The organism is Enterobacteriaceae endosymbiont of Donacia thalassina (assembly GCF_012568245.1).
In the GTDB taxonomy this organism is placed as follows: domain Bacteria; phylum Pseudomonadota; class Gammaproteobacteria; order Enterobacterales; family Enterobacteriaceae.
This window is the reverse complement of the sequence record NZ_CP046188.1, coordinates 403551-418631: the sequence shown is the minus strand read 5'-3', so window position 1 is coordinate 418631 and position 15081 is coordinate 403551. Positions and strand designations below refer to the sequence as shown.

Annotated in this window: 11 protein-coding genes; 3 read left to right on the top strand and 8 right to left on the bottom strand. The window is 18.5% G+C overall.

The annotated features are described in order from the left end of the window. The first annotated feature begins 20 nt into the window (after window positions 1–20). Entirely contained in the window at window positions 21–1883 is a 1863-nt protein-coding gene (gene recD, locus GJU02_RS02040) for an exodeoxyribonuclease V subunit alpha (protein WP_168919413.1), read from the top strand. A gap of 27 nt (window positions 1884–1910) precedes the next feature. Here recD and rplS read toward each other — a convergent pair whose 3' ends face one another. The 5 genes from rplS to ffh are packed head-to-tail and all read right to left on the bottom strand — an operon-like array spanning window position 1911 to window position 5223. Continuing rightward, entirely contained in the window at window positions 1911–2267 is a 357-nt protein-coding gene (gene rplS, locus GJU02_RS02035) for a 50S ribosomal protein L19 (protein ID WP_168919412.1), read from the bottom strand. 15 nt (window positions 2268–2282) lie between these two features. Next, a complete protein-coding gene (gene trmD, locus GJU02_RS02030; RefSeq protein WP_168919411.1) occupies window positions 2283–3041 on the bottom strand; it encodes a tRNA (guanosine(37)-N1)-methyltransferase TrmD in 759 nt (252 codons plus the stop codon). Window positions 3042–3068: 27 nt separating this feature from the next. Next, on the bottom strand, window positions 3069–3593 hold the full coding sequence (gene rimM / locus GJU02_RS02025) for a ribosome maturation factor RimM (protein WP_168919410.1): 525 nt from the start codon (window positions 3591–3593) through the stop codon (window positions 3069–3071). A gap of 8 nt (window positions 3594–3601) precedes the next feature. Further along, window positions 3602–3841 (bottom strand): 30S ribosomal protein S16, encoded by a 240-nt coding sequence (gene rpsP, locus GJU02_RS02020; RefSeq protein WP_168919409.1) that lies wholly within the window; start codon window positions 3839–3841, stop codon window positions 3602–3604. A gap of 8 nt (window positions 3842–3849) precedes the next feature. Further along, window positions 3850–5223, bottom strand: coding sequence for a signal recognition particle protein (ffh, locus tag GJU02_RS02015; protein ID WP_168919408.1), 1374 nt, complete (start codon window positions 5221–5223; stop codon window positions 3850–3852). Window positions 5224–5361: 138 nt separating this feature from the next. On the opposite strand from ffh, the gene GJU02_RS02010 reads away from it, so the two are divergent. After that, entirely contained in the window at window positions 5362–6108 is a 747-nt protein-coding gene (locus GJU02_RS02010) for a Nif3-like dinuclear metal center hexameric protein (RefSeq protein WP_168919471.1), read from the top strand. Between the two features lie 93 nt (window positions 6109–6201). Continuing rightward, window positions 6202–7593 carry a basic amino acid/polyamine antiporter gene (locus GJU02_RS02005; protein ID WP_168919407.1) on the top strand — a complete coding sequence of 464 codons (1392 nt, stop codon included), beginning with the start codon at window positions 6202–6204 and terminating at the stop codon, window positions 7591–7593. 51 nt (window positions 7594–7644) lie between these two features. On the opposite strand, the gene nrdB is transcribed toward GJU02_RS02005, so the two are convergent. The 3 genes from nrdB to mnmG form a co-directional block, all read right to left on the bottom strand. Continuing rightward, window positions 7645–8775 carry a class Ia ribonucleoside-diphosphate reductase subunit beta gene (gene nrdB / locus GJU02_RS02000; protein ID WP_168919406.1) on the bottom strand — a complete coding sequence of 377 codons (1131 nt, stop codon included), beginning with the start codon at window positions 8773–8775 and terminating at the stop codon, window positions 7645–7647. A gap of 40 nt (window positions 8776–8815) precedes the next feature. Next, window positions 8816–11098, bottom strand: a complete 2283-nt coding sequence (gene nrdA / locus GJU02_RS01995) for a class 1a ribonucleoside-diphosphate reductase subunit alpha (protein WP_168919405.1) — start codon at window positions 11096–11098, stop codon at window positions 8816–8818. Window positions 11099–13148: 2050 nt separating this feature from the next. Then, window positions 13149–15035, bottom strand: coding sequence for a tRNA uridine-5-carboxymethylaminomethyl(34) synthesis enzyme MnmG (gene mnmG, locus GJU02_RS01990; protein WP_168919404.1), 1887 nt, complete (start codon window positions 15033–15035; stop codon window positions 13149–13151). Window positions 15036–15081 lie beyond the last annotated feature (46 nt).

Genomic DNA, 15081 nt, shown 5'->3' with positions numbered 1-15081 from the left:
TTTAAAAAAGACAAAAATATATGCAATATTTTTTTAAAAAATTATGTGAAATAGGTGTTATAAGATTAATTGATTTTTACCTTGCATCTATTTTAACTTCTAATAAACAAAAATTTTTAAAATATTCAATTACATTACTTAGTAATAGTATTAGTAAAGGTAATATTTGTTTACCCATATCAAAATTACATTTAAATATAAATATTAAAAATAAAAAAAATACATTTTTTTTAAAAGAAATAAAAAAAATAAATTGTATTACAAACTGGGAACAAATCTTCTCTTTTGAGAAAGATATCATTAGTAATGGGGAAAGAATTACTCCTATTATTTTAGAAAACAATTGTTTATATTTATATAAAACATGGTATGAAGAAAATATAATAGTTAAAAATTTTATTAAAAATAATTTTATTCCTCAAAAAAAAGATAAAATAAAAAACATATTAAATATTTTATTTCATAACTATAAAAATAATTTTTTTCAAAAACAAGCTATTTATGCAGCTTTAACACATAGAATTAGTATTATTAATGGTTCTCCAGGAACCGGTAAAACAAATATAATATCAAAAATAATTTTTACTTTTATAAAAATTTTTCATAAACCTTTAAATATAAAGGTAGTAGCAACTACTGGTAAGGCATCTGTAAGATTAACACAATCTATAAATAATTTTTTTAAAAAAATATCTTTGAATTTAATAAATAAAGAAGAGAAAAAAAATATTCCCGATAAAGCAACTACCATTCATCGTTTATTAAAAATGAAAATTTATACTAAAAACACATTATTTAATAATAAAAATAAATTAAATATAGATCTATTAATAATAGATGAAGCTTCTATGATTGATTTTAATTTAATGTCTATAATTTTAACAATTTTATCTAAAAAAACTAAATTAATATTATTAGGTGATGAATATCAATTACCTTCAATAGAATATGGTAATCTGTTTAAAGACTTATGTTATTTTAAAAAATTTTTTTTTACAGAAAAATATTTTAAATGGTTAAATATTATAAATAATAATAAATTAAAAAAAAATGATAATATACCAAAAAATTTTTTTCGTAATTTTATTACTGAATTAAAATATAATTATAGATATTCAATAAATTCTGGTATTCATAAGTTAGCATTAATGATTAAACAAGGGAATATAGAAAAAATTAAAAAATTATTTTTATTAAAAAATAATAATGATATTAATTATACTAATATTTTAAATGAAAAAAAATATAAATTAATGATTAATGCATTTATTTATGAATATAAAAAATATTTTATTTTTTTACAAAAAAATAATAATCATAAAGAAATTTTACAAAAATTTAATAATTATCAAATTATATGTGCAATTAAATATAGTTTATTTGGTACTCAAATAATTAATAATATCATAGAAAAAGAATTATTTAATAAAAAAATTATTATTAATAATATTAAATATAAAAATTGGTATATAGGAAGACCTATTATTATTACTCAAAATAATTATTTTTTAAATTTATTTAATGGAGATATTGGAATTACTTTTTTTGATAAAAATGAAAAAAAATTAAAAATAAAATTCTTATTAGCTAATGGTAAATATCAAATAATACCTATTAAAAACTTACCATCTTATGATATAGCTTATGCAATAACTGTACATAAATCTCAAGGATCAGAATTTAAAAATGTTTCATTAGTATTACCAAATAAACTTTATCCCATATTAACTAGAGAATTAATTTATACTGCTATTACAAGAGCTAAAAAAAAAATAAATATTTATAGTAATGATTTAATTTTTTTTAATACAATAAAACTTAAAATTAAAAGATTTTCTAATATTAGAAAAAAAATAATTAATTTTATAAACAAGAAAAAATAATATTTTTTTATAAAAAAAACTTAAATATTATATTAATCTTTCTTTAATTCTAGCAGCTTTACCTGTTAATTTACGTAAATAATATAATTTTGCTTTTCTAACATGACCTTTTTTTTTAATTATAATAGAATTAATTATTTTAGAATATAGAGGAAAAACACGTTCAATTCCAATACCATTGGATAATTTTCTAATAGTGAAAGAACAATTAAAACTATTTTTTTTTGTTAATGAAATAACAATTCCTTCAAATGTTTGAAGTCTTTTTTTTGACCCTTCTACAACCCAAATTTTTATTTCTAATGTATCTCCAGATCTAAATAAAGGAAATTTTGGATAATTTATTATTTGTTTTTTTTCTAAATAATTAATGATATTACTCATTTTTACCTCATAATATTATTTATTTTTTAAATAAGAATTCTTAAATTTATTAAATAAAAATTTTTCTTTTTTTGTTAATTTTTTTTTTCTTAATAAATCAGGTCTTTTTAACCAAGTCATTCCTAATGATTGTTGTAATCTCCATTCTTTTATTTTTTTATGATTTCCAGATAATAATATAGAAGGAACAGTATTTTTTTTTACATTTTTTATTATTCTTGGTCGAGTATAATGTGGTGAGTCTAATAATCCATTATTAAAAAAAGAATCAGTATTACCTGATGACATTGTATTTAACACTCCAGGAATTTGTCTTACTAATATATCTATTAGTATCATAGCAGGTAATTCACCACCACTAAGAATATAATCACCAATTGACACTTCTTCATCTATAAAATTATTAATAACTCGTTCATCTATACCCTTATATCTTCCACAAAGTAATATCATTTTATTATATGATAATAATTTTTTAATATAAGATATATTAATTTTTTTACCTTGTGGAGATAAATAAATTATTTTAACATTATTTCTCATTTCTAATTTTGCTTTAGAAATAGATTTTATTAATGGTTCTGCTTTTAATATAACACCACCACCACCTCCATAAATTGGAGAATCTACTTTACTAAATTTATTTTTTACAAAATCTCTAGGATTCCAAAAATTAATATTTAATAGTTTTTTTTTTATACTTTTATGAATTAAACCATATTTTATAATTGTTTTAAACATTTCTGGAAATAAACTAATAATACTAATCCACATAATTATTTTTTATTTTATTTAAAAAAACTATATATTCCAATTTACTTTAATAATATTTTTAACTAAATTTATATTTTTAATTATATTAGGTTCTATAAAAGGAATTAATATTTTTTTTTTTGTTTTTAAATCATTAGGTTGTATTATAAGTATATCATACATTTTTGTTGCCATTATATTTATAATTTTACCTAAATAAATCTTATTATTATTTAATATATAACATCCAATTATATCATTCCAATAATACTCTTTTTTATGTTTATATTTTATTAATTCATCTTTAAATATATAAATTTTATTATTAATAAATTTAACAGTATTTTCATTTTTATTAAGATTATTAATCTGAACAATAAAAAAATTTTTTTTATTTTTATATTGATTAAACTTTATAAAAGTAATATTTTTAATATCATCTAATATAAATAAATTTTTATATAAAAAAATACTCTTTTTATTTTGAGTATAAGAAAATAATCTAATCCATCCTTTTATACCATAAAGTTTACCAAATTTACCCAAAATTATTTTTTTATTTAAAATATTCATAAATAAATTTATTTTATTAAACTACATAATCTTTTGGAAAGAATAGCTCCTTTAGATATCCAAAAATTTATTCTATCTTTATTAAATTTTATATTTTTTTTTTTTTCATTTTTTTTAAAATTAAAAGGATCAAAATAACCTAATTTTTCTATAAAACGTCCATCTCTAGAATTTCTACTATCAGTAACAATTATTTGATAAAAAGGTTTTTTTTTTATTCCTTTTCTAGATAATCTAATTTTAACCATTTATATTCCTATTTTCTTAAATTAAAAAAATTTTTTACATATTTAATTATTTTATGAATATTATTATTTTTTTTCATTTTTTTAGTAACTAATTTCATTTGATTATACTGTTTTAGTATAGCATTTATTTCTAAAATAGAAACTCCAGATCCTGATGATATTCGTTTTTTTCTAGAATAATTAATGATATTAATATTTTTTTTTTCTAAATTTGTCATAGATTTTATGATTGCTTTAATATTTTTTATATTAGAATCATTTACATTAATAATATTCATTATAGGATTTGTAAAATATTGCATATTATTTATTTTCATTTTTTTTAATAAATATGTAATATTTTTATTACCCATTAATTTTATTTGTTCTAATTGTTCTAGAAAATCTTGAAAATCTAATGAATTTTTATTTTTTAATTTTTCAATTAATTTTTGATTTTTTTTTAAATTAATATTACTTTTAATATTTTCAATAATAGTTAATTCAGAAGACATACCTAATATTTTAGAAGCAATAATTTCAGGAGAAAATGTTGTAATATTATTTATTTTTTCTCCATTTCCAATAAATTTAATAGGTTTTTTTATAATATACTTTACAGATAAAAATGCTCCACCTCTAGTATCACTATCAGTTTTAGTTAAAAAAATCCCTGTTATTGGTAATATTTTATTAAATTTTTTAGCACTATTAATTGAATCTTGTCCTGTCATTGCATCTATAACAAATAAAGTTTCTATAGGACATAATAAATTAGAAATATTTTGTATTTCTTGCATCATTTTATGATCGATATGTAAACGACCTGCTGTATCCACAATTAATATATCATAAAAATTTATTTTAGCATAATCAAGTACTTTTTTAGATATTTCTAATGAAGAGATATTTGAACTTATATCAAAAAAATTAATTTTTACACTTTGTGCTAAGATTTTTAACTGTTGTATAGCAGCTGGTCTATATATATCTGTTGATGCTACTAAGATTTTTTTTTTATATTTTTTTTTTAAAAAATATGCTAATTTAACTACACTAGTTGTTTTTCCTACTCCTTGTAATCCAGTTAATAATATTATAGCAGGAGGTTGAGTTGCTATATTAATATTTTTATTAGAAGAATCCATTATTTTTATTAAATTTTCATATATTAATTTTATAAATTCTTGTCCTGGAGTAAAATTATTATTAATTTTTTTACCAATAGCTTCTTTTTTAATTTTATTAATAAAATCTTTAATTACTTCTAAAGAAACATCAGCTTCTAATAAATTAATATAAATTTCATCTAAAGTATCTTTTATATTTTTTTCTGTTAAACGACCATAATTTCTAATTTTTGATAATATTTTAGTTAATTTATTACTTAAATTTTCAAACATTTATATTCCTCACAAAAATTTCTTTTTTTTACAAAAAAATATTATTTTGTTCTAAAAAATTAATTATTAATTTCCTAAATTTCAAAAAAAAATATAGATTTATTTTATAAATAAAATAAATTTTAATAAAATAATATGATAAAAAATAAAGAATTAGAAATTATTATTAATAATAAATTAAATACTAATCTTAGTATACAAGATTATATACCTAATGGATTACAAATAGAAGGTAAAAAATATATAAAAAATATTATAATGGGAGTTAGTGCTTGCCAAAAATTATTAGATATTTCTGTAAAATATAAGGCAGATGCTATTATAGTCCATCATGGATATTTTTGGAATAATGAATCTCCAGTTATTAAAGGATTTAAAAAAAAAAGAATATTTACAATTTTAAAACATAATATTAATTTATATAGTTGGCATCTCCCTTTAGATTATAATCAAGATATAGGTAATAATATTTATTTAGCTAATATATTAGATATAAACATTCAAGGAAAAATTAATCCTTTTATTTTTTATGGATATTTAAAAAAGAAAATTGATATAAAAAAGTTCCTAATTAAAATACAAAATAAATTAAATAGAATTCCATTACATTTTGGCGAAAATGCACCACAAAAAATTTATAAAATTGCTTGGTGTAGTGGAGCAGGACAAAAATTTTTTGAAAAAGTTATAAAATATAATATAGATGTTTTTCTTACTGGAGAGGTATCAGAAATGAATATTCATATTGCTTGTGAAAATAAAATTCATTTTATTAGTGCTGGACATCATGCTACCGAAAAAGGGGGGGTAATTATGTTAGGAAAATGGTTACAAAATAAATTTAAATTAAAAACTAAATTTATAAATATATATAATCCTGTGTAAAAAATAATTATTATTTCTAATATTTAAATATTAAACATTTTTTATTAATTTTAAAAAATTAAAATTAATAATTTATATAAAAAAGGAATTATTTTGAATAAAAAATTAAATTTAATAGCACTTACATCATTAGTACTAAGTTCTATGTTAGGAGCAGGGGTATTTAGTTTGCCACAAAATATGGCTATAATCGCAAGTCCTTTTGCCTTAATTATAGGATGGAGTATTACTGGAGTTGGAATTATTTTTTTAGCCACATCATTATTGTTACTTAATAAATTAAAACCTAATCTTAAAGGCGGGATTTTTTCATATGCAAAAGATGGTTTTGGTAATTTAATTGGATTTTATTCTGCATGGGGGTATTGGTTATGTGCTATTATTGCAAATGTTTCTTATTTAGTTATTGTATTTTCTGCAATGAGTTTTTTTGTTGATAAACCAAATAATATTATTTTTAGTAATGGAAATACATGGCAATCTATATTAGGAGCTTCTATCTTATTATGGTTAATACATTTTCTATTACTTAATGGTACTCAAACTGCTTCTTTTATTAACATAATAACTACATTATGTAAATTAATTCCTTTAAGTGTTTTTATATTTTTATCTTTTATTATTTTTAATTTTCATAAATTTAAAATTGATTTAATGGGATTTTATTTAAATATTCCTATTTGGAAACAAATTAAAGATACAATGTTAATTACTTTATGGGTATTTATCGGTGTAGAGGGTGCAGTTATTTTATCATCTAAAGCAAAAAATAAAAATGATGTAGGTAAAGCAACTTTATTAGCAGTTATTATCGCATTATTTATATATTCATTAGTAACTTTATTATCTTTTGGAATTATGGATAGAATTGATTTAGCAAGTATGAGAAATCCTTCAATGGCTGGAATAATGACCATTTTGATTGGAAAATTTGGAAATTTATTTACTGCAATGGGATTAATTATATCAGTATGTGGAGCATATCTTAGTTGGACTATTATGGCTGCAGAAGTACCATGGATTGCGGCTAAAAATGATATATTTCCTAGTATATTCTCAAAACAAAACAATAATAATGCTCCATCATATGCATTATGGTTTACTAATATAAGTGTACAAATATGTTTAATATTAATTTGGATAACTAAAATAGATTATAATAAATTATTAACTATTGCTTCTGAAATGATACTAATACCATATTTTTTAGTAGGCGCATATTTATTAAAAATATCTTTTAATAAAAAGAATAAATTTAATTTATTTATAGGTTTTGGTTCTTGTATCTATTCTATATGGTTATTATATGCAGCTGGATTTTTAAATTTATTATTATCATTAGTATTATATACACCTGGATTAATATTTTTAATATTGATTAAAATTAATAATAAAAATATTCTTTTTTTAAATAAAATAGAAAAATTTTTTTGTTTTATTTTATTAATACTATCTTTTTATTCTTTATATTTTTTAATACGATAAATTTTTATTTTAAATATTATGACTGTATATAACAGTCATAATATAATAAATTTATAATTTAAAATTTTTAAATTTTTTAATATCTATTGTAGAATCAATTTGACCAATTAAATAAGAACTAACCTCTACTTCCTGAGGTGCCATTTGAACATTATCTGATATTAACCAAGAAGTAATCCATGGGAGAGGATTTTTTGTAATAGTAAATGGACTTTTTAAACCCACTTTTTTCATTCTAATACTAGTAATATATTTAATATATTCACATAAAATATTTTTATTTAATCCAATCATTGATCCATCACAAAATAAATATTCTGCCCATTTTTGTTCTTGTATAGATGCATCAAGAAATAATTTATAACATTGTGCTTGACATTCAATAGCAATTTTTGCCATATCTTTATCTTCTTTTCCCTTTTGCATTATATTTATAATATATTGAGTTCCTATTAAATGTAAATATTCATCTCTGGCTATAAATCTAATAATTTTTGCATTACCTTCCATTAATTCTCTTTCAGCAAAAGCAAATGAACATGCAAAACTTACATAAAATCTTATAGATTCTAAAATATAAACATTCATTAAACATAAATATAATTTTTTTTTTAAATTATATAAATTAATAGTAACTTTTTTTTTATTTAATAAAAAAGTACCTTCACCAAATAAATTCCAATAATTGGTTATTTTAATAAGTTCATCATAATATTTAATTATATCATTTGTACGAAGAATAATATTATTGTTAATAACAATATCATCAAAAATTATAGATGGATCATTTACAATATTTCTAATTATATGTGTATAAGATCTGGAATGTATTGTTTCAAAAAAAGACCATGTTTCTATCCATGTTTCTAATTCTGGAATTGAAACAATAGGAAGTAATGCTATATTAGGACTTCTTCCTTGAATTGAATCTAATAAAGTTTGATATTTGAGATTACTAATAAATATATGTTTTTCATTTTTTGGTAAATTTTGATAATGAATCCGATCATATGATATATCTATTTCTTCAGGTCTCCAAAAAAAACTTAATTGTTTTTCAATTAAATTTTCAAAAATATAATGTTTTTGTTGATCATAACGCGCAATATTTACAGATTGCCCAAAAAACATAGGTTCTTTTAATTGATTATTTTTTTTTTTTGAAAAAGTAGTATAACTCATTTAATTATCCGATCTTAATAAAAATTAAAATTATTTAAGATTAAATTATACAAGATCCATTTAAACATCTATTATTTTTTTCTAAAATACTTTCATCTTGATTATCTTTAGCACCGTCTCTAGTATTTTGATAATACAAAGTTTTAATACCTAATTTATATGAAATTAATAAATCTTTTAATAACTGTTGCATTGGTATTTTATTTTTACTAAAACGATTAGGATCGTAATTTATATTTGAGGAAATGGATTGATCAATAAATTTTTGCATTATTCCTATTAAATTTAAATATCCATTATTATTTGGTATATTCCATAATAATTCGTATTTTTTTTTTAATTTTAAAAATTCTGGTACTACCTGTTTTAAAATACCATTTTTAGATGTTTTTATACTAATAAATCCTCTTGGAGGTTCAATACCATTAGTAGCATTTGATATTTGTGAAGAAGTTTCAGATGGCATAAGAGCAGATAAAGTAGAATTACGTAATCCATATTTTTTTATATCTTTTCTTAATTTCTCCCAATCATAATGTAATTTTTCTTGATGAAAATTATCAATATATTTTTTATAAGTATCAATAGGTAATATACCTTTTGAATAATTTGTATCTTTAAATAAAGGACAAGAACCTTCATTTTTAGCTAAATTATTAGATGCTTTTAATAAATAATATTGTATAGCTTCAAAAGTTCTATGTGTTAAATTATTAGCACTATTATCTGAATAACGTACATTATTTTTTGCTAAATAATATGCAAAATTAATTACTCCTATACCTAATGGTCTACGACCTAAAGCAGAATTTTTTGCAGCAGGAATTAAATATTTTTGGTAATCTAATAAACAATTTAATGCTCTTACTATTAAATTTGATAAATTTTTTATTTCTTCTAAATTTTTAATTTTTCCTAAATTAAAAGCAGCTAAAGTACATAATCCTATTTCACCATTAGGATCATCAATTTTATGTAAAATTTTTGTTGGTAGTGTAACTTCTAAACAAAGATTTGATTGTCTTATTGGAGATATTTTAGGATTAAATGCAGAATGAGTATTACAATGATCAACATTTTGTATATATATACGTCCTGTAGAAGTTCGTTCTTGCATCATTAATGAAAATAAATTAACAGCACTAATTTTTTTTTTTCTGATTTTAATATTTTTTTCATAACTTTCATAAAGATGATTAAATTTTTTTTGATTTGAAAAAAAATATTCATATAAATCAGGAACATCTGATGGACTAAATAAAGTAATTTTATCACCATTAATCAAACGTTGATATAATAATTTATTTATTTGTACTCCATAATCAAGATGTCTTACTCTATTATTTTCTACTCCTCTATTATTTTTTAAAACTAATAAATTAGTAATTTCTAAATGCCATAAAGGATAAAATAATGTTCCTGCTCCTCCTCTTACTCCTCCTTGAGAACATGATTTAATTGCTGTTTGAAAATGTTTATAAAATGGAATACATCCAGTATGTAATGCTTCTCCATTCCTAATTGGACTACCTACTGCTCGAATTCTTCCTGCATTGATACCAATACCTGCTTTTTGAGAAACATATTTTACTATACTACTAGTAGTAGCATTAATTGAATCTATATTATCTCCACATTCAATTAAAATACATGAACTAAATTGTTTCGTACGCGTACGTACACCAGACATAATTGGAGTTGGTAAAGAAATTTTAAATGTTGAAATTGCATCATAAAAATATTTTATATAATTTATTCTTTTATGAGATGGATATTTAGCAAATAAACAAGCTGCAATCAATATATATAAAAATTGTGCACTTTCATATATTTTTCCTGTAATTCTATTTTTAACTAAATATTTCCCTTCTAATTGTTTTACTGCAGCGTATGAAAAATTCATATCACGATTATGATCAAGTATATTTTCCATTAAATAAAAATCTTTTTTAGTATATTTTTGTAAAAGAAATTTATCATATTTTTTTAAAAATATCATATTTTTGACATGATGATATAGTTTTGGAGGAGTAAATTTTCCATATGCTTCTTTTCTTAAATATGAAATAGCTAATCTAGCCGCCATATATTGATAATCAGGATGTTTTTCTGAAATAAGATCTGCTGTAATTTTAATTATAATATTATGAATATCTATTGTATTAATTTTATTATATAATTGTAAATATAGTTTTTTTTTTATTTGTGATAAAGATATTTTCTGTAAATTTTGTGCTGCACGAGATAATACTAAGTTTATTTTATTTATATTTATTAGTTCTTTACATCCATTTCTTTTTATAACAAATAAATTTTGTTTCATATATAATACCTTTTTAAAAAATATTAATAATATTTATTAAATAAATTTAAAAAATTAATTTTATAAAACACTTAATATATTTTATTTTTTTAATGAAAAATATTTTCTTTGACAATAATAGACTTTACTAAATTTATAAAAAGATTAGAATTATTAATTAATTTTTACTATTTCAGTATAAATAAAGATAAAAATTTTAGCGGTATTATATATAATACAGGAAAAATTATATAATTAATGTAAAATGTTTTAATTATATTAATTTTTTTATAAATATAGTAAAATTTATTAATTATAATATATAATAATATATTATAAAAATATATTTCTAAATCTATATTTGATTTAATTTTTGTTAATATATTATTTGTAAATACTAAGATAATAACAGGTAAACTAAATAATATCTCATTTTTTAATTTTCTAATTGTATATTTTTTTATATGCATATCAATATTTTTTTTCATTTTTAATATCCCTTTCTAGGGATAAAACAAATTATCTTTACCTAAAATTAGGTATTTTATTTCTTTAGTTTTTTTTTAGAAATTTTATTATTCTTTTTAAATTTTTTATCAAATCATAAAATTTTCCTATTTTAAAAAATAAAATAAGTAATATTATTAATTGATTTATAAAAAATTTTGTAGAAATTACACTAATTTCAATAACTATTTAAGTAAGAATAAATATAATTCTTTTCTTACTAAAGAAAGTAGTACATACATTAATGTAGTTAATAAAAAATTAATTTTGTAGATAATTCTAACATAACTAATGTATTATATTACATATGATAAAGTTATTGATAATAAAATATTATTAATATTAAATTTTTTCTATATTTAAATGCTAATATAATTTTTATATAAAAAAATAAGTTTGTTAATAATTGAATTAATATTTTATAATTATTTTTTCATAAGAAAATATTTCACACATTATAATTTAAATATATTTAAAAATATTTTTTTAAAAAATAACAATTATTTTTTCATGTATAATTTTAATTAAAATTTTTTATTTGTTATATGAATTAAATTTATATATTTTAATAATGATAACTAATTTTAAGAAATATTTATTAATTACTTAACCAATAATTAAGGAATTATATTAATTTAATTTAAAATATATTAATAAATTAAGATTTTCATATCTATAATTTTCATTTTAGAAAAACTTTTTATTTTGATATTCTAGATAAAATAGAAAAAATATTAATTAATTTTTTTTATTATTAATAATAACTATTTTAGTAAAATTATAAACTATATATTCTTAAAAAACAGATATTTAAAATAATTTTTATTATATCATATTTAAATATTATTTATATAATATCAAACATAATATATTTTTATTAAAATATATTATTTTTTCTAATTTAATTTATATAATTTTTTTAATTATTAAAAATTTATTCAATATTATAAACATTTTACATAAAGATTATTTCTATAGTAATAGTATTACTTTACTATAATTAGTATATAAAATATAATTAATAAAATATTATTATATGTAATTTTTTTCATAAAATTAAACCATATTTTTTAAAATTTTCTATTTTACTAAAATAAAAAAAATATAATTTTTAAATTTTTTATTATATAATTTTAAAATTATTTTTTAAAATAAAAGGTACATTTTTATATAATATTAAAATATCTTTATTTTAATTAAAATTTAATAAAAATTATTTGAATAATATTTCTTTTTTTCAACTGTTTTAATTAATATATCCATGTAATATATATTTCATTATTTAAAAACTTTTTCAATTTTTTTACTAAAACTATATACTATATGCATATTTTTAATTCTTTAATAATATCTTAAATTAAAAATTTTCTAAAGTATATTTAATATTTTTATAAAAAAAAATAAATATATTTATTTACAATTATCACTAGTAAAAATAACTATATCCATGAATTTAATTCTTTTATTAATCATAAATTAATATATTTTTATAATTAAATTTTAAATATTTAATTTTAAATTTTATTTGTATAAAATATTATATATAATAAAAAATATATTAGATTCATATATTATTTTTATTTTTTAATAAATAAATCAAAAGTATTGAAATATCTGCTGGTGTTATACCAGGTATTCTAGACGCTTGTCCAAGAGTAAAAGGTTTACATAAATTAAATTTATCTATTGCTTCATGTGATAAACTTTTAATATTAAAATATTTAGTATTTATTGGTATTAATATTTTTTCATTTTTTTTAAATTTTTTTATAAATTCTTCTTGTCTTTTTATATATCCTTGATATTTTAATTCTGTTTCAATATATTTTAAAATTTCTATGTTTTTTATTTCAAAATTAAATATATTTAATTTTATTAAATCTAAATAACTAATTTCAGAACGTTTTAATAAATTTATGCCATTTATATTTTTTTTGATAGGATCTTTTAGTAATAAATTTATTTTTTTTATATTTTTTTTATCATTTAAATTAATATAAAATTCTTTAATTTTTTGATACTCTTTTTCAATATTATCTAATTTTTTATTAAATTTTTTCCAACGTAAATTATCAACTAATCCAAGTTTATATCCTATTTCTGTTAATCTTATATCTGCATTATTTTCTCTTAAAAATAATCTATATTCTGCTCTAGAAGTAAACATACGATATGGTTCTTTTGTACCTAAGGTACATAAATCATCTATTAATACTCCAATATACGCTTGATTCCTTAATGGATACCAATTTTTTTTGTTATCAATTAAAAGAGATGCATTTAATCCAGCTATTAATCCTTGTGATGCAGCTTCTTCATATCCAGTAGTACCATTAATTTGTCCTGCAAAAAATAATCCTTTTATAAATTTACTTTCCATTGTAGGTTTTAATCCTTTAGGATCATAAAAATCATATTCTACTGCATATCCTGGTCTTGTAATATATGCATTTTCTAAACCTTTAATAGATTTTATAATTGAACATTGTATTTCAAATGGTAAACTAGTAGAAATTCCATTAGGATAAATTTCATAACTGGATAATCCTTCTGGTTCTAAAAATATTTGATGTTTATCTTTATGAGGAAATCTAATTACTTTATCTTCAATAGATGGACAATATCTAGGACCTTTACTTTTTATTAAACCACTATATATTGGACTTTTAATAATATTATCTGTTATAATTTTGTGTGTATTTTTATTAGTATATGTAATATAACAAGGTAATTGTTTAGGATGTTGTTGAGAATTACCAATAAAAGAAAAATAGGGTAAAGGATTATCACTATTTTGTATTTCTAATTTAGAAAAATTAATACTTCTTATATCAATACGTGGAGGAGTACCTGTTTTTAATCTTCCTTTTTTTAAAGGTAATTCATTTAAAAAATTAGCTAAATCTATAGATGAAAGATCATTAATTCTTCCTCCATAAAATTTATTATTTAATCCAATATAAATTTTCCCATTTAAAAAAGTACCAGTAGTTAAAATTACAATTTTTGTATTTATAATATCATTATTTTTAGTAATAATACCTTTTATTTTATAATTTTTAATTATAATTTTTTTTACTTCTTGTTGAAAAATAAACAAATTTTTTTCTTTATTTAAAAGTAATTTTATCTGGGCTTTATACATTTCTCTATCTGCTTGTGCTCTTGTTGACTGTACAGCAGGACCTTTACTACTATTAAGTATTTTAAAATTAATTCCAGAATAATCAATAGCAGTAGCCATTATTCCATTTAATGCATCTATTTCTTTTACTAAATGACTTTTTCCAATACCACCTATTGCAGGGTTACAAGACATTTGTCCTATTGTATCTATATTATTTGTAATTAAAAGAGTTTTTTTTTTCATTTTAGCACTAGCTATAGCAGCTTCTGTACCAGCATGTCCTCCACCTATAACTATTACATCAAATTTATTAAAATTATACATAAAATATCTACCTTTTTAAGGATAAAATATTAAATTATTTTATTTC

What these genes read in the sequence shown, in the direction of transcription:
- mnmG (WP_168919404.1), bottom strand. Translation starts at nt 15,035, where the DNA reads ATGTATAATTTTAATAAATTTGATGTAATAGTTATAGGTGGAGGACAT.
- rpsP (WP_168919409.1), bottom strand. Translation starts at nt 3,841, where the DNA reads ATGGTTAAAATTAGATTATCTAGAAAAGGAATAAAAAAAAAACCTTTT.
- ffh (WP_168919408.1), bottom strand. Translation starts at nt 5,223, where the DNA reads ATGTTTGAAAATTTAAGTAATAAATTAACTAAAATATTATCAAAAATT.
- trmD (WP_168919411.1), bottom strand. Translation starts at nt 3,041, where the DNA reads ATGTGGATTAGTATTATTAGTTTATTTCCAGAAATGTTTAAAACAATT.
- rplS (WP_168919412.1), bottom strand. Translation starts at nt 2,267, where the DNA reads ATGAGTAATATCATTAATTATTTAGAAAAAAAACAAATAATAAATTAT.
- nrdB (WP_168919406.1), bottom strand. Translation starts at nt 8,775, where the DNA reads ATGAGTTATACTACTTTTTCAAAAAAAAAAAATAATCAATTAAAAGAA.
- rimM (WP_168919410.1), bottom strand. Translation starts at nt 3,593, where the DNA reads ATGAATATTTTAAATAAAAAAATAATTTTGGGTAAATTTGGTAAACTT.
- nrdA (WP_168919405.1), bottom strand. Translation starts at nt 11,098, where the DNA reads ATGAAACAAAATTTATTTGTTATAAAAAGAAATGGATGTAAAGAACTA.
- recD (WP_168919413.1), top strand. Translation starts at nt 21, where the DNA reads ATGCAATATTTTTTTAAAAAATTATGTGAAATAGGTGTTATAAGATTA.